This window comes from Pelagibacterium montanilacus (assembly GCF_003992665.1).
Lineage (GTDB): Bacteria > Pseudomonadota > Alphaproteobacteria > Rhizobiales > Devosiaceae > Pelagibacterium > Pelagibacterium montanilacus.
In genome coordinates this window covers 1-18,673 of record NZ_RZMX01000014.1, presented here as the reverse complement: position 1 = coordinate 18,673, position 18,673 = coordinate 1, and the positions used below count along the sequence as shown (strand labels likewise).

30 protein-coding genes are annotated in these 18,673 nt (G+C 61.4%); 2 read left to right on the top strand and 28 right to left on the bottom strand.

The window, feature by feature from the left end:
- Positions 1-167: 167 nt before the first annotated feature.
- Both EO136_RS04990 and EO136_RS04985 read left to right on the top strand, forming a co-directional pair.
- Positions 168-1,322, top strand: a complete 1,155-nt coding sequence (locus tag EO136_RS04990; RefSeq protein WP_127143369.1) for a type III PLP-dependent enzyme domain-containing protein — start codon at positions 168-170, stop codon at positions 1,320-1,322.
- A 136-nt stretch (positions 1,323-1,458) separates the two neighbouring features.
- On the top strand, positions 1,459-3,186 hold the full coding sequence (locus EO136_RS04985; RefSeq protein WP_127143368.1) for a choice-of-anchor I family protein: 1,728 nt from the start codon (positions 1,459-1,461) through the stop codon (positions 3,184-3,186).
- A gap of 114 nt (positions 3,187-3,300) precedes the next feature.
- Here the strand turns inward: EO136_RS04985 and rplQ are convergent, their stop codons facing one another.
- The 28 genes from rplQ to tuf form a co-directional block, all read right to left on the bottom strand.
- Complete coding sequence (rplQ, locus tag EO136_RS04980; RefSeq protein ID WP_127143367.1) at positions 3,301-3,729, bottom strand: 50S ribosomal protein L17; 429 nt, start codon at positions 3,727-3,729, stop codon at positions 3,301-3,303.
- A gap of 36 nt (positions 3,730-3,765) precedes the next feature.
- A complete protein-coding gene (locus tag EO136_RS04975) occupies positions 3,766-4,794 on the bottom strand; it encodes a DNA-directed RNA polymerase subunit alpha (RefSeq protein WP_206513271.1) in 1,029 nt (342 codons plus the stop codon).
- A gap of 80 nt (positions 4,795-4,874) precedes the next feature.
- Positions 4,875-5,267 carry a 30S ribosomal protein S11 gene (gene rpsK / locus EO136_RS04970; RefSeq protein ID WP_127143365.1) on the bottom strand — a complete coding sequence of 131 codons (393 nt, stop codon included), beginning with the start codon at positions 5,265-5,267 and terminating at the stop codon, positions 4,875-4,877.
- Between the two features lie 116 nt (positions 5,268-5,383).
- Positions 5,384-5,752, bottom strand: a complete 369-nt coding sequence (gene rpsM / locus EO136_RS04965) for a 30S ribosomal protein S13 (RefSeq protein WP_127143364.1) — start codon at positions 5,750-5,752, stop codon at positions 5,384-5,386.
- A 179-nt stretch (positions 5,753-5,931) separates the two neighbouring features.
- On the bottom strand, positions 5,932-6,504 hold the full coding sequence (locus tag EO136_RS04960; RefSeq protein WP_127143363.1) for an adenylate kinase: 573 nt from the start codon (positions 6,502-6,504) through the stop codon (positions 5,932-5,934).
- Positions 6,501-7,835 carry a preprotein translocase subunit SecY gene (gene secY, locus EO136_RS04955; protein ID WP_127143362.1) on the bottom strand — a complete coding sequence of 445 codons (1,335 nt, stop codon included), beginning with the start codon at positions 7,833-7,835 and terminating at the stop codon, positions 6,501-6,503. The genes EO136_RS04960 and secY overlap by 4 nt, the downstream gene beginning before the upstream one ends.
- Before the next feature lie 145 nt (positions 7,836-7,980).
- Positions 7,981-8,466, bottom strand: a complete 486-nt coding sequence (gene rplO / locus EO136_RS04950) for a 50S ribosomal protein L15 (protein WP_127143361.1) — start codon at positions 8,464-8,466, stop codon at positions 7,981-7,983.
- A 13-nt stretch (positions 8,467-8,479) separates the two neighbouring features.
- Positions 8,480-8,668, bottom strand: coding sequence for a 50S ribosomal protein L30 (gene rpmD / locus EO136_RS04945; RefSeq protein WP_127143360.1), 189 nt, complete (start codon positions 8,666-8,668; stop codon positions 8,480-8,482).
- A gap of 26 nt (positions 8,669-8,694) precedes the next feature.
- On the bottom strand, positions 8,695-9,225 hold the full coding sequence (gene rpsE / locus EO136_RS04940; RefSeq protein ID WP_127143359.1) for a 30S ribosomal protein S5: 531 nt from the start codon (positions 9,223-9,225) through the stop codon (positions 8,695-8,697).
- A gap of 45 nt (positions 9,226-9,270) precedes the next feature.
- Positions 9,271-9,624 carry a 50S ribosomal protein L18 gene (rplR, locus tag EO136_RS04935; RefSeq protein ID WP_127143358.1) on the bottom strand — a complete coding sequence of 118 codons (354 nt, stop codon included), beginning with the start codon at positions 9,622-9,624 and terminating at the stop codon, positions 9,271-9,273.
- 12 nt (positions 9,625-9,636) lie between these two features.
- Positions 9,637-10,170 carry a 50S ribosomal protein L6 gene (gene rplF, locus EO136_RS04930; protein ID WP_127143357.1) on the bottom strand — a complete coding sequence of 178 codons (534 nt, stop codon included), beginning with the start codon at positions 10,168-10,170 and terminating at the stop codon, positions 9,637-9,639.
- Between the two features lie 48 nt (positions 10,171-10,218).
- A complete protein-coding gene (gene rpsH / locus EO136_RS04925) occupies positions 10,219-10,617 on the bottom strand; it encodes a 30S ribosomal protein S8 (RefSeq protein WP_127143356.1) in 399 nt (132 codons plus the stop codon).
- A 12-nt stretch (positions 10,618-10,629) separates the two neighbouring features.
- Positions 10,630-10,935: a 30S ribosomal protein S14 gene (rpsN, locus tag EO136_RS04920; protein WP_127143355.1), complete on the bottom strand. Its 306-nt coding sequence runs from the start codon at positions 10,933-10,935 to the stop codon at positions 10,630-10,632.
- Between the two features lie 35 nt (positions 10,936-10,970).
- Positions 10,971-11,525 (bottom strand): 50S ribosomal protein L5, encoded by a 555-nt coding sequence (gene rplE / locus EO136_RS04915; RefSeq protein ID WP_127143354.1) that lies wholly within the window; start codon positions 11,523-11,525, stop codon positions 10,971-10,973.
- Complete coding sequence (gene rplX, locus EO136_RS04910) at positions 11,518-11,832, bottom strand: 50S ribosomal protein L24 (protein WP_127143353.1); 315 nt, start codon at positions 11,830-11,832, stop codon at positions 11,518-11,520. Before rplX ends, rplE begins: the two co-directional genes overlap by 8 nt.
- The gene (gene rplN / locus EO136_RS04905) at positions 11,832-12,200 is read right to left on the bottom strand and encodes a 50S ribosomal protein L14 (protein WP_127143352.1); all 369 of its coding nucleotides are present in this window, start codon (positions 12,198-12,200) and stop codon (positions 11,832-11,834) included. Before rplN ends, rplX begins: the two co-directional genes overlap by 1 nt.
- 70 nt (positions 12,201-12,270) lie before the next feature.
- Positions 12,271-12,504: a 30S ribosomal protein S17 gene (rpsQ, locus tag EO136_RS04900; RefSeq protein ID WP_127143351.1), complete on the bottom strand. Its 234-nt coding sequence runs from the start codon at positions 12,502-12,504 to the stop codon at positions 12,271-12,273.
- A gap of 10 nt (positions 12,505-12,514) precedes the next feature.
- Positions 12,515-12,712, bottom strand: a complete 198-nt coding sequence (gene rpmC / locus EO136_RS04895; RefSeq protein WP_127143350.1) for a 50S ribosomal protein L29 — start codon at positions 12,710-12,712, stop codon at positions 12,515-12,517.
- 13 nt (positions 12,713-12,725) lie between these two features.
- Positions 12,726-13,139, bottom strand: a complete 414-nt coding sequence (gene rplP, locus EO136_RS04890) for a 50S ribosomal protein L16 (protein WP_127143349.1) — start codon at positions 13,137-13,139, stop codon at positions 12,726-12,728.
- A gap of 15 nt (positions 13,140-13,154) precedes the next feature.
- Positions 13,155-13,865 carry a 30S ribosomal protein S3 gene (gene rpsC / locus EO136_RS04885; protein WP_127143348.1) on the bottom strand — a complete coding sequence of 237 codons (711 nt, stop codon included), beginning with the start codon at positions 13,863-13,865 and terminating at the stop codon, positions 13,155-13,157.
- Complete coding sequence (gene rplV, locus EO136_RS04880; RefSeq protein ID WP_127143347.1) at positions 13,865-14,245, bottom strand: 50S ribosomal protein L22; 381 nt, start codon at positions 14,243-14,245, stop codon at positions 13,865-13,867. Before rplV ends, rpsC begins: the two co-directional genes overlap by 1 nt.
- Positions 14,246-14,247: 2 nt before the next feature.
- The gene (rpsS, locus tag EO136_RS04875) at positions 14,248-14,526 is read right to left on the bottom strand and encodes a 30S ribosomal protein S19 (RefSeq protein WP_127143346.1); all 279 of its coding nucleotides are present in this window, start codon (positions 14,524-14,526) and stop codon (positions 14,248-14,250) included.
- A gap of 5 nt (positions 14,527-14,531) precedes the next feature.
- Positions 14,532-15,371: a 50S ribosomal protein L2 gene (gene rplB / locus EO136_RS04870; protein WP_127143345.1), complete on the bottom strand. Its 840-nt coding sequence runs from the start codon at positions 15,369-15,371 to the stop codon at positions 14,532-14,534.
- A 23-nt stretch (positions 15,372-15,394) separates the two neighbouring features.
- The gene (locus EO136_RS04865) at positions 15,395-15,688 is read right to left on the bottom strand and encodes a 50S ribosomal protein L23 (protein ID WP_127143344.1); all 294 of its coding nucleotides are present in this window, start codon (positions 15,686-15,688) and stop codon (positions 15,395-15,397) included.
- The gene (gene rplD / locus EO136_RS04860) at positions 15,685-16,305 is read right to left on the bottom strand and encodes a 50S ribosomal protein L4 (RefSeq protein WP_127143343.1); all 621 of its coding nucleotides are present in this window, start codon (positions 16,303-16,305) and stop codon (positions 15,685-15,687) included. The genes EO136_RS04865 and rplD overlap by 4 nt, the downstream gene beginning before the upstream one ends.
- On the bottom strand, positions 16,305-17,009 hold the full coding sequence (gene rplC, locus EO136_RS04855) for a 50S ribosomal protein L3 (RefSeq protein ID WP_127143342.1): 705 nt from the start codon (positions 17,007-17,009) through the stop codon (positions 16,305-16,307). The genes rplD and rplC overlap by 1 nt, the downstream gene beginning before the upstream one ends.
- A gap of 92 nt (positions 17,010-17,101) precedes the next feature.
- Complete coding sequence (gene rpsJ, locus EO136_RS04850; RefSeq protein ID WP_127143341.1) at positions 17,102-17,410, bottom strand: 30S ribosomal protein S10; 309 nt, start codon at positions 17,408-17,410, stop codon at positions 17,102-17,104.
- Positions 17,411-17,480: 70 nt separating this feature from the next.
- Complete coding sequence (gene tuf, locus EO136_RS04845; RefSeq protein ID WP_127143157.1) at positions 17,481-18,671, bottom strand: elongation factor Tu; 1,191 nt, start codon at positions 18,669-18,671, stop codon at positions 17,481-17,483.
- Positions 18,672-18,673 lie beyond the last annotated feature (2 nt).

Below are 18,673 nucleotides of genomic sequence, written 5' to 3'. Positions count from 1 at the left end.
GTGTATCGTGCGCCGAAGGCAAGCCCGGCTGTCAATTTGCGCTCCGCGGTCCTGCTCGCGCAAAGAATCGTCATATGGTGGCCATATAGAGGCAATTGACATTGCGTGCAGTGGGCCCAGGCCCTATACGTCCGCGCTTTCAACCCCGCTCCTTGAGGGACCCGTGAATGGATATACCCGGCCAGCCCCGCCGCTTCGCCAGCACCGCAGAGCTCATTGCGGCTGAAGAGCCCGATTTTCCGAGCTTCCTGTTCTCCGAGCCCAAGCTCGTTGAAGCGATCAGGACGTTCCAGTCCGGGTTCGACGGCCTGCTGACCTATGCGGTCAAGGCCAACCCTTCGGCGCATATTCTCTCGATAATGCATCGTGAAGGGATCTCTGCGTTCGACGTCGCCTCTCTCACGGAGATGGCATTGATCGGCGAGCACGCCCCGGGAGCGGCACTCCATTATAACAACCCCATCAAGTCGCGTCGCGAGATCAAGCGGGCCTACGAGGATTTCGGGGTCCGCACCTTCACGATCGACCACGTCGCCCAGCTCGACCAGCTCGCCGCAGTGGTGCCGCCGTCTCCCGATGTTGAGGTCACGGTCCGGTTCAAGGCCGGCAAGGCGCTCAAATCCTATGACTTCGGCACTAAGTTCGGCGTCATGGAGGCCGGCGCAGTCGAACTGGCGACGCTCGTGCGGCACATGGGGTACACCACGAGCCTGTGCTTTCACGTCGGCTCCCAGTGCGAGGAGGCCTATGCCTTCGAGCGCCACATCGCTGCGGCCGGGCGCATCGCGCAGGACGCGGGCGTCATCCTCAAGCGCCTCAATGTCGGCGGCGGCTTTCCCGCCACCTACATCTCGAGCTCCGCGCCCCCGCTCGAGGTCTATTTCGAGACGATCCGCACCGCGGTCACCGACACGTTCGGCTCATGCAAGCCGGAGCTGATTGCAGAACCGGGCCGTGGGCTGGTCACCCCCTCCACCTCGCTTCTGCTCCGCGTCAAGCACCAGCGCGGCGAGCAGTCGGTTTATCTCAACGACGGGGTCTACGGATCGCTCATGGAGGCGATGATCCTGGAGTTCATGCCCCCCATCCGCGTGTGGCGAGGCGACCGGATCCTGACCGGGGAATCCTGGAACTTCACGGTCTTCGGCCCGACCTGCGACAGCTACGACATGATGCCCCAGACCTTCATCCTGCCTGAGGCCATCACCGAGGACGACTATATCGAGTTCGGCCTGATGGGCGCCTATACCCAGGCCTCCCTGACCCCGTTCAACGGGTTCGACCGTCGCGACCTCTATTGGGTCGACGATATTCTGGTGTGACCTCGGCTGTCGGCCAGTGACAGAACCGCGCAAGGCGGTTCTGTCATAAAACCGATAGCGACCGAAGCTACAGAGCGGCTGTCCACGAGTTCTTAAATGGCGTGCATGACAGCCGCTCGTGCTTTTCGGAGGTCTTATGAACACGAGATTTTTCTCCGCCGTGCTTCTCGCCGGCGTTGCACTCCCCCTTGCCGGGGCGTCATCGTCCTTTGCCCAGTTTCACGAACTGAGTGCGTCCGACGCGGCGCTCGGGCTCTCCCTGCTCAGCCGTTACGAAACCGGGGTTTATGACGAGTCCGCCGCCGAGATCGTCACCTACGATCCCCAGACCCGCCGCGCTTACACCGTCAACGCCGCATCCGGTGAAGTGGACGTGCTCGACCTGGCAGATCCGGCCAACCCCACGCTGATCAACTCGATTTCGGTCTCCGAGATCGGTGCGGAAGCCAACAGCATCGCCGTGCGCAACGGTATCGTCGCCGTGGCCGTCCAGAATCCGGAAGCCACCGAAAACGGTTCGGTCGCGCTTCTCGACAGCGACGGCAACATCGTCTCGGTCGTACAAGCCGGTGCCTTGCCCGACGCGCTGACCTTCTCGCCGGACGGAAATTGGGTACTCGTCGCCAATGAGGGCGAGCCGCGCGAAGATTTCGGCATCGACCCTGAAGGCTCGATCACGGTCATCGACGTCTCGGATGGCGCGGAAAACGTGACCCAGGACAATGTCCGCACCGCCAACTTCCAGGGCTTCAATGGCCAGGAAGACGATCTGCGCGCCGCCGGCGTACGCATCTACGGGCCCGGCGCTTCCGCAGCCCAGGACTTCGAGCCCGAGTGGGTCGAAGTCTCGGCTGACAACAGCACGGCCTACGCCTCGCTGCAGGAAAACAACGCCATCGCCGTGATCGACATCGCGTCCGCGACCGTCACCGATGTCTGGCCGCTCGGCTTCAAGGACTGGTCCGAACAGGGCCAGTGGTCGGGCGTAGGCTTCGATGCCAGCCGCGACACCGATTCCATCGAGTTCCACAACTGGCCCGTGCAGGGCATCTTTCTGCCCGATACCATCCGCGTCATGGAGACCGGCGACGAGACCTATATCGTCACCGCCAACGAGGGTGATGCCCGCGAATATGACGAAGACGGCTGGTGGAGCGAGGAATTCGAGATTCGCGACCTGCAGCTCGATACGTCCGTTTTCCCTGACGCAGAGGAGCTCCAGCAGCTCGAGCAGATCGGCCGCCTGGGCGTAACCTCCACCCTCGGCTTCGGCGAAAGCTGCGATCCCTCGCTCTCGACCGCCGAAGTCCAGGATCTGGGCTACGGCGAGCTGCGTGAATATGTGCATGCCGAATGCGTCTACGAAGAGCTCTACGTCTATGGCGGGCGGTCGTTCTCGATCTTCCAGGTCACCGACGAAGGTCTCGACCTCGTGTTCGACAGCGGCTCGGATTTCGAAGAGATCACCGCTGAAGCCAGCCCGGACTTCTTTAACGCCGACAACGGCTACCGTGACGTCCAGTTCAAGCGCCGCTCGCCCAACAAGGGCCCTGAGCCAGAGGGCGTTGCCGTGGGCACGGTCGATGGCCGCTCCTACGCCTTTGTTGGCCTCGAGCGTATCGGCGGCGTGATGGTCTACGACATCACCACCCCCAGCGAGGCCAGCTTCGTCACCTACATCAACAGCCGCGATTTCACCGTGGGTGATGATGCCGTGGCCCAGAGCCAGACCGAGCGCGGCGCGGAAGGCCTGTACTTCGTTCCCGCCGAACAGAGCCCGGAAGCCGATGGCCGTCCGCTGCTGATCGTTGGCAACGAGGTCAGCGGCACGACCGCCATCTATGCAATCGACCTGGCCGATTGACGGTCGCGAGGTCGGAAGGACTCTCAACTTTCCGATCGACCCGCCCTGCCAGAGCCAGACACGAAAAAGGCCCGGATCGCTCCGGGCCTTTTGTCATTCTGCGGATCTGATGGATCAGGCCGCGACGTCTTCGTCTTCATAGACGCGCTCAGCGGTCGGACCGGAGTCCTTGCCCTTGGCGTCGACATCGCGATCGACAAACTCGATGATCCCCACAGGCGCGTTATCGCCGTGGCGGAAGCCTGCCTTGAGAACGCGGGTATAACCACCGTTGCGATCCTGATAGCGCGGGCCAAGGACCTCGAACAGCTTCTTGACCATAGCCTCGTCCCCAACTTTGGAGATGGCCTGGCGACGGGCATGAAGGTCACCGCGCTTACCGAGCGTGATGAGCTTCTCCACGATCGGCCTCAGTTCCTTGGCCTTGGGCAGAGTGGTAACGATCTGCTCATGCTTGATGAGCGCAGCGGACATGTTCTTGAACATCGCCTTGCGATGCGAAGAGGTCCTGTTCAGCTTGCGGCCGGACTTTCCGTGACGCATGATGCTCTCCTAATAAACGCTGGTCGCCCGGTCGGATCAGTAGTGATCTTCGTACCGCTTGGCGAGGTCTTCGATGTTTTCGGGCGGCCAGTTGGTGACATCCATACCGAGATGGAGCCCCATCTGGGCCAACACTTCCTTGATCTCGTTGAGCGACTTGCGCCCGAAGTTCGGCGTGCGGAGCATTTCCGCTTCCGTCTTCTGGATCAGATCGCCGATATAGACGATGTTGTCGTTCTTGAGGCAGTTGGCCGAACGCACGGAAAGCTCCAGCTCGTCGACCTTCTTGAGCAGCGCAGGATTGAACGCCAGCTCGGGAGCCGAATCCTCGGACCGTTCCTTGGTCGGCTCTTCAAAGTTCACGAACACGCTGAGCTGGTCCTGAACGATGCGCGCGGCATAGGCCAGGGCATCTTCCGGCGTGATCGAACCATTGGTCTCGATCTGAAGCGTCAGCTTGTCGAAATCGAGGTTCTGGCCCTCACGGGTCTTGTCCACCTTGTAGCTGACCCGCTTGACCGGCGAGAAGAGCGCGTCGATGGCGATGTAGCCGATCGGGGCGTCCTCGGGACGGTTGCGGTCGGCAGGAACATAGCCCTTGCCGGTGTTCACGGTGAACTCGACATTGATCTCCGCCCCGTCATCGAGGTGACAGATCACCAGATCGGGATTGAGGATCTCGATATCGCCCGTCGTGCGGATATCACCCGCCGTCACGGCGCCCGGGCCCTGCTTGGTCAGGCCCAGCCGCTTCGGGCCTTCGTCGCCCATCTTAACGGCGATTTCCTTGACGTTCAGGACCAGATCGGTCACGTCTTCACGCACCCCGGGGACCGAGGAGAACTCGTGAAGCACACCATCAATCTGGATCGCGGTAATCGCAGCGCCCTGAAGTGAGGACAGCAAAACCCTGCGCAGCGTGTTGCCAAGGGTCAAGCCATAACCGCGTTCAAGCGGCTCGGCGACCACGGAGGCGACGCGCGCGGGATTGCTGCCCGGAATAACATCCAGCTTGGTCGGCTTGATCAGTTCTTGCCAGTTTTTCTGGATCATCACGTTCAACATCCTTTCAAAAATGCGGCCCTGCCCCGACCGCAATGCCGCAAAAGAACGAACCCTGGTGGCGCGCCCAGGGTTCGGTCACATCAAACGCGACGCCGCTTGCGCGGACGGCAGCCATTGTGGGGAATGGCGGTAACGTCCCGGATGGAGGTTACGGTAAATCCGGCAGCCTGGAGGGCCCGCAGCGCCGACTCGCGCCCCGAACCGGGACCACGAACTTCGACCTCAAGAGTCTTCATGCCGTGTTCCTGAGCCTTGCGGGCAGCATCTTCGGCGGCCATCTGTGCAGCGTAGGGCGTTGACTTGCGCGAGCCCTTGAACCCCATGGTTCCGGCCGACGACCACGAAATGGTGTTGCCCTGAACGTCGGTGATGGTAACCATGGTGTTGTTGAACGATGCGTTGACGTGTGCGACGCCTGCACTGATGTTCTTACGCTCGCGACGGCGAACGCGGGTGGTATCTGCTTTGGCCATTCTGTTCCTCTGATCGATATCGAACGCCGCCGTTACGCCAGCGGCTACACCTTGGGCGAGACCGGAACCTGCTCTGGGCACCCGAAGGTCCCGGCAGCACGCCCCGCGCCCCGTCCTTATTTCTTCTTGCCGGCAATCGGCTTTGCCGGACCCTTGCGGGTGCGGGCATTGGTATGGGTGCGCTGACCGCGCACGGGCAGGCCGCGACGGTGGCGCAGGCCACGATAATTCCCCAGATCCATAAGACGCTTGATGTTCATCGCCACGTTGCGGCGAAGATCACCCTCGACCGAATAGTCGCGGTCGATGGTCTCGCGAATCTGGATGACTTCTGCGTCGGTCAGCTCATTCACGCGGCGCTCGGCCGGAATGGAAACCTTTTCGCAAATTTCTTCGGCCATCTTGGCCCCGATCCCGTGAATATACTGCAGCGCGATGACAACGCGCTTGTTCGTCGGGATATTGACGCCAGCAATACGAGCCACGCCTGATCTCCTAATCTGTTATCGCGGGCGTTGTAGCCCCCGCATTATTCAACAACAAGGGACCGGCATCCGACCCCCTTCCCGCTTGAAGGAACCGAATCCAGCCCTAGAAATCCTTGAGACTGGCGCGGTTCTTAAGGAGTTGCGGTACTAAAGTCAACACCGCCGCAACACCCCGTTCAACTTCCCCCGATAGCCGCCTTTATGGCACCGGTGACATCATCGATGGGCGCCATGCCGTCAACCGACCGCAAAAGCCCTTCGTTTGCATAAAAGCTCACCAGAGGAGCCGTCTGCTGGACATAGACATCGAGCCGCTTGCGAAGCACCTCTTCATTGTCGTCAGCGCGCGCACCACCCGATTCCTGGGCCCGCTTCACGATCCGCTTCACGAGGATATCGGGGTCGGCCTTGATCTCGACCACAGCATCCAGATGCAAGCCCTTGCGGTCCAGCATGTGGTTGAGCGCCTCGGCCTGAGCGATCGTGCGGGGAAACCCGTCGAGGATGAACCCGTTCGCGCAATCCGGCTCGTCCATGCGGTCCGAAATGATGCCCGAAACGATCTCATCGGACACGAGGTCGCCGCGATCGACGATTGCTTTCGCTTCGAGCCCCATCGGCGTCTGCGCGGCAATTGCCGCACGCAGCATGTCTCCAGTCGAGAGCTGGGGAATTCCGTAAGTTTGCACCAGGATCTGAGCCTGAGTTCCCTTCCCCGCTCCCGGCGGGCCCAAAAGTACCAGTCTCATCGACGACGTCCCCCCAAGCGTGATTTCTTGACCATGCCCTCGTATTGCTGGGCAATCAGGTGGCTTTGGATCTGGCTGACCGTATCGAGGGTCACGGTCACGATGATCAGCAGCGATGTCCCCCCGAGAAAGGCCGAGATATTGAGCTGACTCAGAAACACTTCGGGGATCAGCGCGACAACCGTCAAATACAGGGCGCCCGCCACAGTAATCCGCGTCAGCACGTAGTCGATGTGCTGGGCGGTGCGCTCACCCGGACGGATGCCCGGAATGAACCCGCCCGAGCGCTTGAGATTGTCCGCGGTCTCGGTCGGGTTGAAGACGATCGAGGTGTAGAAAAACGCAAAGAAGATGATCATGGCGGCAAAGAGCGCCAGATAGAGCGGCTGGCCACGGCCCAGCACCGCCGAGATCACCTGCAGCCACTGCGGCGCATCGCCTTGGGCGGAGAAGGTCGCAATGGTCGCGGGCAGCAGCAGCAACGAGGACGCAAAGATCACCGGAATCACGCCTGCAGTATTGAGCTTGAGCGGCAGGTGCGAGGTATCGCCCTGATACATCTTGTTGCCGACCTGGCGCTTTGGATACTGAATCAGCAGCCTGCGCTGGGCCCGCTCGAAGAACACGATGACAGCTATGATAGCGATCGCAGCCAGCAGAATGCCGACAACTGCTATGGTGGGCAGCGCGCCGGTCCGGCTCAGCTCCAGAGTTTGAGCGATCGTCGCAGGCAGCGAAGCCACGATCCCGGCGAAAATGATCAGCGAGATGCCATTGCCGATGCCGCGCGCGGTCATCTGCTCGCCCAGCCACATCAGGAACATGGTGCCGCCGACCAGCGTGATGATCGTCGAGATGCGGAAGAACCAGCCCGGATCGGCCACAACACCTTCGCTGGCCTCGAGTCCGACGGCAATGCCGTAGGCCTGCACGGTGCAGAACACCACGGTGAGGTAGCGGGTGTACTGGTTGAGCTTGCGCCGACCGCTCTCGCCCTCCTTCTTGAGGGCTTCCAGCTTGGGCGAAGCGGTGGACATCACCTGGATGACGATCGAGGCGGTAATGTAGGGAATCAGGTTCAGCGCAAAGATCGCCAGTCGCTCGACGGCGCCACCTGCGAACATGTTGAACAGCCCGAAAATACCGCCCTGCGCCTGCTGAAAGGTCGCGGCGAACGCATCCGGGTCGATCCCGGGAATCGGAATGTAGGTACCGAGGCGGTAAACGAGCAGCGCACCAAGCGTGAAAAGGATCCGCTTCTGCAGGTCCTTGGCCTTGGAGAAGGTAGAAAAACTAAGGTTTCGGGCGAGTTGCTCGGCTGCAGACGCCATGACGGCTTCCTCTCGATGCAATTAGAGCAGACGAAACGGGCCGTGGCGGCCCGTTACGAAGACTGGTGCTCTGATATAGTCAGAGCGCACGCATGCGCAATCCCGCCGGGGCGGGAAATGGCACGCGCGCGCTCTGTATGCGCATTTATTCGCTGTCCTTGTCGGCCTTGCCGCCGTCGATCTCGACCTTGCCGCCAGCCGCCTCGACGGCCGCAATAGCGCCTGCCGAAGCGTAGTTGACCCTGAACGTCACCTTGCTGGCCTTGAACTCGCCGCCATTGATCAGGCGCACGCCGTCCCGGACCCGACGGATCACGCCGGCCTTGACCAGGGCTGCGGCATCTACGACGCCCTTGGCGTCGAGCTTGCCGCTGTCGATATAGGACTGAACGCGATCGAGGCGCACGGCGTTGAATTTCTTGGCAAACGCGTTGTTGAAGCCGCGCTTGGGCATCCGCATGTGGAGCGGCATCTGCCCGCCTTCAAAGCCGTTGATCGCCACGCCCGAGCGCGACTTCTGGCCCTTAACGCCGCGACCGCCGGTCTTGCCCAGACCAGAACCGATGCCGCGACCGACGCGCACCTTCGCCTTATTGGCGCCGGGCTTGTCAGAAATCTGATTGAGACGCATCTGTTCTACCTTCCTACTTCCCGTCCACGACGCGGACGAGGTGGGATACCTTGGAAATCATGCCACGGACCGAAGGAGTGTCCTCCAGTTCGCGCTGCCGGTGCATCTTGTTGAGCCCCAGCCCGACCAGCGTCTGGCGCTGGTCCGGTGCCCGGCGGATCGGGCTGCCGATCTGCTCGACGATGAGTGTCTTCTTGGCCATCAGTCTTCTCCGTCCTCGGGCGCCGATCAGGCTTCGACGGCCGCTTCGCCGCGGCGTGCCTGCAGTTCGGAGACCTTCAGGCCACGTCGAGAAGCCACAGCACGCGGGCTGTCGACGTTCTTGAGTGCCTCGAAGGTCGCCCGCACCATGTTGTAAGGGTTCGCCGTGCCCTGGGACTTGGCGACGATATCGTTGATACCGAGCGTCTCGAAGACCGCACGCATCGGACCGCCGGCGATGATGCCTGTACCAGCCGGAGCTGCACGAAGCAGCACCTTTCCGGCGCCGTGGCGTCCGGTGACGTCGTGGTGCAGCGTCCGGGCTTCACGAAGCGGCACCCGGATCATCTGGCGCTTGGCCTGCTCGGTTGCCTTGCGGATAGCCTCGGGCACCTCGCGTGCCTTGCCGTGACCGAACCCGACACGGCCCTTCTGATCGCCAACGACGACAAGCGCGGCAAAGCCGAAACGCCGACCGCCCTTCACCACCTTGGCGACGCGATTGATATGCACAAGGCGATCTACGAACTCGCTATCGCGCTCTTGACTGTCTCTCATCGTTCAACCAGCTCTTCTTGATTTCGGTTCAGTTGGCTTCTGCAATCAGAAGCTCAACCCGCCCTCGCGGGCCGCCTCGGCCAGGGCCTTTACCCGACCATGGAAAATGTAGCCGCCCCGATCGAAGATGACGTTCTCGACACCGGCCTTGGTGGCCCGCTCGGCTAGCGCCTTGCCAACAGTCGCAGCTGCGGCCTGATTGGCACCGTTATCGATCTTAAGATCCTTCTCGAGCGAGGACGCAGCAGCGAGGGTAACCCCGTTGGCGTCATCGATGATCTGGGCATAGATGTTCTTTTCAGAACGGAAGACCGACAGACGCGGGCGACCGTTGGCGCGGGCTTTGAGAGCCTTGCGCACACGGGCCTTGCGGCGGTCAATACCGGAAAGTTTAGCCATTGCCACCACTCCTTACTTCTTCTTGCCTTCCTTGCGGACGATGCGCTCGTCAGAATAGCGCACGCCCTTGCCCTTGTAGGGCTCGGGGGGACGGAATTCGCGAATATTCGCGGCAACCTGACCCACCTGCTGCTTGTCGATACCCGTGACCACGATCTCGGTCTGGGTCGGCGCCGCCAGCTGAATGCCGTCGGGAGCCTTGTAGATTACTTCGTGGCTGAACCCCAGCGAGAGCTTCAGGTCCGACCCCTGCATCTGTGCACGGTAACCGACGCCCGAAATGGCGAGCTTGCGCTCAAAGCCGGTCGATACACCGCGAACGATATTGTCGATCAGGGTCCGCGACATGCCCCATGCCGACCGGGCCTCGCGGCTGTCGTCGATCGGGGTTACGACGATCCCGTCTTCCCCGGACTCGACCCTGACCAGATCCACCAGAACGACGGTCTGCTCCCCCTTGGGACCCTTGGCCGTAACGGCCTGGCCATCGACCGTGACCGTCACGCCGCTGACCGGGGCTACCGGCTTTTTGCCAATACGCGACATTTTCTTCGCCTTTTCGTCTTTATCTAGAGGGAGGTGTCCCGCGCGTCATTAGAAGACGCGACAGAGAACCTCGCCGCCTACGTTCTCGGAGCGGGCCATGTGATCGGCCATCACTCCCTTGGGAGTGGACAGGATCGCAACGCCCAGGCCATTTCCAATGACCGGGATATTCTTGACCGAAGCGTAGACACGACGCCCGGGCTTGGACACCCGCTGAATCTCACGGATGACAGGCTCTTCCTCGGAGTACTTCAGCTCGATGCTGAACTCCTTGTGGCCTTCGGCGCTGGTATCTTCGGTGTAGCCGCGGATGTAGCCCTCGGCCTTGAGCACATCGAGCACATGGGCCCGAAGCGTGGAAGCCGGGGTACGCACCGTATCACGGCGCCGCATCTGGGCGTTCCGGATACGAGTGAGCATATCGCCAAGCGGATCGATAAGAGTCATCTTTGTTCTTCCTTACCAGCTCGACTTGACCATGCCGGGGATCTTGCCCATCGAGCCCAACTCACGAAGCGCCACACGGCTCAGCCTCAGCTTGCGGTAGTAACCGCGCGGCCGGCCCGACACTTCGCAACGGTTCCGAACCCGTACGGGCGAGGCGTTGCGCGGCAATTCGGCCAGCTTGAGCTGCGCTGCAAACCGCTCCTCGAAAGACAGCGACTCGTCCTTGGCCTTAGCCTTGAGCGCCGCACGCTTGGGGGCATATTGCTTGGCCAGCTTGGCGCGACGCTTGTTCTTTTCGATGGCGCTCGTTTTTGCCATTTAATTCTCTCTTTCGTCTCTCTTCCGCGGACCGGTTACTGCCGGAACGGGAAATTGAAAGCCTTGAGAAGCGCACGCGCTTCATCATCGGTGTTGGCCGTGGTGCAGACGATCACGTCCATGCCCCAGATCTGGTCGACCTGGTCATAATTGATCTCAGGGAACACGATGTGCTCCTTGATGCCCATCGCGAAATTGCCGCGGCCGTCGAAGCTCTTGGCATTCAGGCCGCGAAAGTCGCGAACGCGCGGAAGAGCGATGTTCACAAGCCGGTCGACGAACTCGTACATACGGGCCCTGCGAAGGGTAACCTTCACGCCGATCGGCATCTCTTCACGCAGTTTGAAACCGGCAATCGACTTGCGAGCATGCGTGATAACGGGCTGCTGGCCAGAAATCTTCTGAAGGTCGGCAAGAGCAGCCTTGACCTTCTTGGAGTCGGCAACCGCCTCGCCCACACCCATGTTGATCACGACCTTGTCCAGCTTGGGCACGGCCATCGGGTTGGCGTAGTTGAAGGTCTCGATCAGACCGGCGCGCACCACCTCGTCATAGTGGGTGCGCATGCGCGGGGTATAGGTCTCAGCCATCGATCACTTCTCCGGAACGCTTCGCGACGCGGCGCTTGACCCCGTCCTTGATTTCGAAGCCGACACGGGTCGGCTTGTTTTCCTTGGCATCGAGCAGCGCGATGTTGCTCAGATGGATCGGCGCCTCACGGGTAATGATGCCCGCTTCCTGGTTGGCCGACTGACGCTGGTGCCGGCGGATCAGGTTGATGCCCTGAACAACGGCACGGGTCTCAGACGGGATCACGCGCAGGACCTGGCCGGTCTTGCCCTTATCCTTGCCTGCAAGGACGATGACCTTGTCACCCTTCTTGATCTTGGCAGCCATTACAGCACCTCCGGCGCGAGCGAGATGATCTTCATGTGATTCTTCGCGCGCAGCTCACGGGGAACCGGGCCAAAAATACGGGTCCCGACCGGTTCCTTGTTGTTGTTGATGATGACCGCCGCATTGCGGTCAAAACGGATCACGGTGCCATCGGGGCGACGGATGTCGGACGCGGTGCGAACCACCACGGCCTTCATGACCTGACCCTTCTTGACGCGGCCGCGCGGTATGGCGTCCTTGACAGACACAACGATGATGTCGCCAACCGACGCATACTTGCGATGCGAGCCGCCCAGCACCTTGATGCACATAACGCGACGGGCGCCCGAATTATCGGCCACGTCGAGATTTGTCTGCATCTGAATCATGACTGGTTGCCTTCTTTAAATTATTGGTTCCGCCCGACAGTCCGGTGCGTCGCCTGACCTCTTTTAAGCGCTAGGCCTGGTTCAGTATCGTCCAGCGCTTGTTCTTCGAGATCGGGGCGCACTCCTGGATCTGCACCACGTCGCCAAGCTTGGCCGCACCGGCTTCGTCATGGGCATGATACTTCTTGGAACGGCGCACCGTCTTTTTCATGATCGGGTGGGTAAAGCGGCGCTCAACGCTCACCACGACCGTCTTTTCGTTCTTGTCGGAGACCACGGTCCCCTGCAGGATACGCTTGGGCATCGATATCTCCTTACTTCGCTTCCGCGCTCTTCTCGCGCAGAATGGTCTGGACGCGCGCGATGTTGCGGCGAACCGTGCGCACCTGCGCGGTATTGTCCAACTGCTGCGTAGCCCGCTGGAAGCGCAGGTTGAACTGCTCTTTCTTCAGGCCGACGAGTTCGTCGTTGAGTTCGTCGACCGTCTTGGTCCTAACGTCGCTCGGCTTCATCGCTCACTCGTCCTCAGTCTGTAATGCGGGCCACGAACCGCGTCTTGATCGGCAGCTTCATGGCCGCCAGACGCAGGGCTTCGCGCGCGATTTCTTCACTCACGCCGTCGATCTCGAACATGATCCGGCCGGGCTTGACGCGGGCTGCCCAATATTCGGGAGCACCCTTGCCCTTACCCATACGAACTTCAGTCGGCTTGGACGACACGGGCACATCCGGGAACACCCGGATCCAGACACGTCCTGCGCGCTTCATATAGCGAGTCATCGCGCGACGTGCGGCCTCGATCTGGCGGGCGGTTATACGCTCAGGCTCCTGAGCCTTCAACCCATATTCGCCGAAATTGAGTTCGGTCCCACCCTTGGCCACGCCATGGATGCGACCTTTGTGCGCCTTGCGGAACTTGGTACGTTTCGGTTGCAGCATTGTTCAGTCTTTCTTTCAGCTTGCAGCCGGACCGCGACGGCCCTGCCCGCCGCCGTCACCACCTTCGGTGGCGCGACGCTCGTGAGCCATGGGGTCGTGCTCCATGATTTCGCCCTTGAAGATCCAGACCTTGATCCCGATGATCCCGTAGGTCGTGGCCGCTTCGGCAACGCCGTAGTCCACGTCCGCGCGCAGCGTGTGAAGCGGAACGCGACCTTCGCGGTACCACTCGGTCCGGGCGATGTCCGCGCCGCCGAGGCGACCACCAACATTAACCCGAATACCCAGGGCACCCATGCGCATCGCGGTCTGGACCGCACGCTTCATGGCACGACGGAAGGCCACACGGCGCTCGAGCTGCTGGGCAATGCCCTGCGCGACGAGCGTTGCATCGGTCTCGGGCTTGCGAACTTCAACGATGTTGATGTGCACTTCCGAGTCGGTGAACTGCTTGACCTTGTTGCGGATCTTCTCGATGTCCGCGCCCTTCTTGCCGATCACGATACCCGGACGCGCCGAGTGGATCGAAATGCGGCACTTGCGGTGCGGGCGCTCGATGACGATCTTGGAAACTGCGGCCTGCTTCAGGTCATCCTGGAGCATCTTGCGGATCTTGAGGTCTTCCTGAAGAAGCGAGCCGTACTCGCCCTTGTCGGCGTACCAGCGCGAATCCCAGGTCCGGTTGATCCCGAGCCGCAGCCCGATTGGATTGACTTTCTGTCCCATCAGACGGCTTCCTCAACTTCACGGACGACTATGGTCAGATGCGAGAACGGCTTCTGGATGCGCGCACCACGACCGCGAGCGCGGGCATGGAAGCGCTTCATCACCAGCGCGTTGCCGACATAAGCTTCGGCGACGACCAGGGCGTCCGTGTCCAGGCCGTGATTGTTCTCGGCATTGGCAATGGCGCTCTCGAGGGTCTTGCGGACCGGCCCTGCAATCCGCTTGCGCGAAAACTGCAGCTCGGCCAGCGCCTTCTCGACCTTCTTGCCGCGGATCAGCGCGGCGACGAGGTTCAGCTTCTGAGGGCTGGACCGGACCATGCGCAGGACGGCTTTCGCCTCATTGTCCTTGAGCGCGCGTTCGCTCTTCTGCTTGCCCATAGTTACTTCCTCTTCGCCTTCTTGTCGGCCGCGTGCCCGTAATAGGTGCGCGTGGGCGAAAACTCACCGAACTTGTGGCCGATCATGTCTTCGGTAACATTCACCGGAACATGCTTCTGACCGTTGTAGACACCGAAGGTCAGGCCGACGAACTGCGGCAGGATCGTGGAACGGCGGCTCCAGATCTTTATAACCTCGTTGCGGCCCGACTCGCGGACCTTGTCTGCTTTCTTCAACAGGTACCCGTCGACGAACGGGCCTTTCCAGACGGAACGTGCCATGGCCCTTACCTGCCCTTCTTCTGGTGACGCGAGCGGACGATGAACTTGTCCGTCGACTTGTTGGTACGAGTGCGCTTGCCCTTGGTCGGCTTGCCCCACGGCGTGACCGGGTGTCGACCACCCGAGGTCCTGCCTTCACCACCACCATGCGGGTGGTCGACCGGGTTCATCGCGACACCGCGAACGCTCGGACGACGGCCAAGCCAGCGGTTACGACCAGCCTTGCCCAGGTTGGTGTTGGAGTGATCCGGGTTGGACACCGCGCCAACCGTGGCCATGCACGAACCATGGACGAGACGCTGCTCGCCCGAGTTCAGGCGAAGAATGGCCCAGCCCGCATCGCGACCGACATACTGTGCGTACGCACCGGCCGAACGCGCCATCTGCCCGCCCTTCTTGGGCTTGAGTTCGATGTTGTGGACGATCGTACCCACCGGCATCCGCTCGAGCGGCATGGCATTGCCCGGCTTGACGTCGACCGCACCGGAGGACGAAACGACCTTGTCACCTGCGGTGAGGCGCTGCGGAGCAAGGATGTAGGCCTGCTCGCCGTCCTCGTAGGTGATCAGTGCGATGAATGCGGTCCGGTTGGGATCGTATTCAAGGCGCTCGACCGTGCCGACCGCATCGAACTTGGTGCGCTTGAAATCGACGACGCGATAGCGACGCTTGTGCCCGCCACCACGGTTGAACGCGGTGACCCGGCCCCGGTTGTTGCGGCCGCCCGACTTGGTCAGACCCTCGGTCAGCTTCTTGACCGGAGCGCCGTTCCAGAGTTCGGACCGGTTGATGCCGATAAGCTGACGGCGTCCCGGCGAGGTTGGATTGTACTGCTTCAAAGCCATTGTTCTTCTTCCCCGACCTGTCCCTACAGACCCGTCGAAATGTCGATGGTCTGACCGTCAACGAGGGTGACGATCGCCTTCTTGACGTCCTTGCGCTTACCCGCAAACCCGCGAAAACGCTTCGCCTTGCCCTTGCGGACCAGAGTATTGACCGCCTTGACCTTGACCGAGAACAGCGCCTCTACGGCCGCCTTGATCTCGGGCTTGGACGCATCGACCGCCACATCGAACACGACCTGGCCGTGTTCCGATGCCATCGTCGACTTCTCGGTGACCACCGGATTGCGAATGATGTCGTAGTGCTTGAGCGTGCTCATTGGAACCGGCCCTCCAGCGCGGCCAGCGCGTCCTTGGTCAGGACCAGCTTTTCGCGACGCAGAATGTCGTAAACGTTGATGCCCTGAGCCGGCAGCACATCGATCTGCGGGATGTTGCGTGCGGCTCGCGAGAAATTCTCGTCGAGCTCGGTGCCCCCGATGATCAGCGCATTGGCGAAGCCGAGCTTGCCGAATGCGGCGCGAAGCACTGCTGTCTTGGCCTCGGTTGCAACCGCACTCTCGAGAATGACGATCTCACCGGCCTGGGCCTTGGCAGAGAGCGCATGCCGCAGAGCGAGGGCGCGGACCTTCTTGGGCAGATCGATCGCGTGGCTGCGCGGGGTGGGCCCGAAAGCCCGGCCGCCGCCACGGAAGATGTTGGAGCGCCGCGAGCCGTGACGTGCACCGCCGCCGCCCTTCTGACGACCGAACTTCTTGCCGGTCATCGAGACGTCGGCGCGGTTCTTGACCGCGTGCGTACCAGCCATCTTCTTGAGCTGCTGATAGCGAACCATGCGCTGGATCAGATCGGCGCGGGGCTCGAGGCCGAACACGGCGTCATCGAGCGTGACCTTGCCAGCCGACTTGCCATCGAGAGTTGTGACCTGGAGTTCCATTATACGATCTCCCCGTTGCCTGCGGCAGCCGGTGCCTTGAACGAACCGGGACGGGCAATGCCTTCAGGGGCCGCGCGCTTGACAGCGTCGCGGATCTGGATCCACCCACCCTTGGAGCCCGGAACCGAACCCTGAACCATGATCAGACCGCGCTCGACATCGGTCTTGACGACCTTGACGTTTTGCGTTGTCACGCGGGCATCGCCCATGTGGCCAGCCATCTTCTTGCCCTTGAACACCTTGCCGGGGTCCTGGTTCTGACCGGTCGAACCGTGCGAGCGGTGCGATACGGACACGCCATGCGACGCCCGGAGGCCGCCGAAATTGTGCCGCTTCATCGCGCCGGCAAAGCCCTTGCCGATCGAAGTGCCGGTAACGTCGACGAGCTGGCCCTCGACGAAATGGTCGGCCATGAACTCTGCGCCAACATCGATCAGGTTGTCCTCGCTGACGCGGAACTCCACGACCTTGCGCTTGGGCTCGACCTGAGCTGCCGCGTACTGGCCACGCTGGGCCTTGTTGACGTTCTTGACCTTGACCGAACCTGCGCCGATCTGCAGGGCCACATAGCCGTCTTTATCCTGCGTCCGCTGGCCTACCACCTGGCAGCCTTGCAGCGCCAGGACAGTAACGGGTACATGCGCGCCGTCATCCGTGAAGATGCGGGTCATGCCCAGCTTTTGTGCGATCACTCCAGAACGCATCGGTTGCTACCTTCTCTTTGGTGCGTCTTCCCGGGTCTTTGGCTCTTCCAAGAGGACCCGTAGATTTCGAAAGACGCTTTAAATTCGTTCACTCAGAGCTTGATCTCGACATCGACGCCGGCGGCGAGATCGAGCTTCATCAGTGCGTCCACCGTCTGCGGGGTCGGATCGACAATGTCGAGGAGACGCTTATGAGTCCGGATTTCGAACTGCTCGCGGCTCTTCTTGTCGATGTGAGGACCCCGGTTCACGGTGTACTTGTCAATTCGCGTCGGCAGCGGAATGGGACCGCGAACCTGGGCGCCCGTGCGCTTGGCAGTGTTGACGATCTCGCGGGTCGAATTGTCGAGCACGCGATGATCGAACGCCTTGAGCCGGATGCGAATGTTCTGACCGTTCATTGTGTTCTATCCTTTGGAAAAGGACCGCGGTGCGCAGCAGCGCGCACCGCACTCTTTTGTCCGACTCTTCTTACGCGACGATTTTGGAAACGACGCCGGCGCCGACGGTGCGGCCGCCTTCGCGGATGGCGAAGCGAAGCTTCTCTTCCATCGCGATCGGAACGATCAGTTCCACGTTCATTTCCACGTTGTCGCCGGGCATCACCATCTCAACGCCCTCGTTCAGCGTCACGACACCGGTCACGTCCGTCGTCCGGAAGTAGAACTGCGGACGGTAGTTCGTGAAGAACGGGGTGTGGCGACCGCCCTCTTCCTTGGTCAGGATGTAGGCTTCGGCAACGAACTTGGTGTGCGGGGTCACAGAACCGGGCTTGCACAGCACCTGCCCGCGCTCCACCTGGCTGCGGTCGATACCGCGGATCAGAGCACCGATGTTGTCACCAGCCTGGCCCGAATCGAGCAGCTTGCGGAACATCTCGACGCCGGTCACCGTGGTCTTCTGGGTCGCCTTGATCCCGATGATCTCGACTTCCTCGCCAACCTTGACGATGCCGCGCTCAACCCGACCGGTCACAACCGTGCCACGACCGGAAATCGAGAACACGTCTTCGACCGGCATCAGGAAGGGCTGATCCACGGGGCGCTCGGGCTGCGGAATGTAGTCGTCCACAGTCTTCATCAGCTCCAGGATCGCGTCATGGCCGATCTCGGGACGCTTGTCCTCGAGTGCCATCAGCGCAGAACCCTTGGTGATCGGAATGTCGTCACCGGGGAACTCATAGGACGAGAGAAGCTCGCGAACCTCGAGCTCGACCAGCTCAAGAAGCTCCTCGTCGTCGACCTGGTCGACCTTGTTGAGGAACACAACAAGCGCCGGAACGCCAACCTGGCGGGCGAGCAGAATGTGCTCGCGCGTCTGGGGCATCGGGCCGTCGGCAGCCGAGACCACAAGGATCGCGCCGTCCATCTGCGCCGCGCCGGTGATCATGTTCTTCACATAGTCCGCGTGACCGGGGCAGTCCACATGCGCATAGTGGCGCTTCTCGGTCTCGTACTCGACGTGCGCCGTCGAGATCGTGATACCGCGGGCCTTCTCTTCGGGCGCCTTGTCGATCTGGTCGTAAGCGGAGAACGTCGCACCGCCCGTCTCGGCCAATACCTTCGTGATCGCAGCCGTCAATGACGTCTTGCCGTGGTCAACATGGCCAATCGTGCCAATGTTGCAGTGCGGCTTCGTGCGGCTGAACTTTTCCTTACCCATCG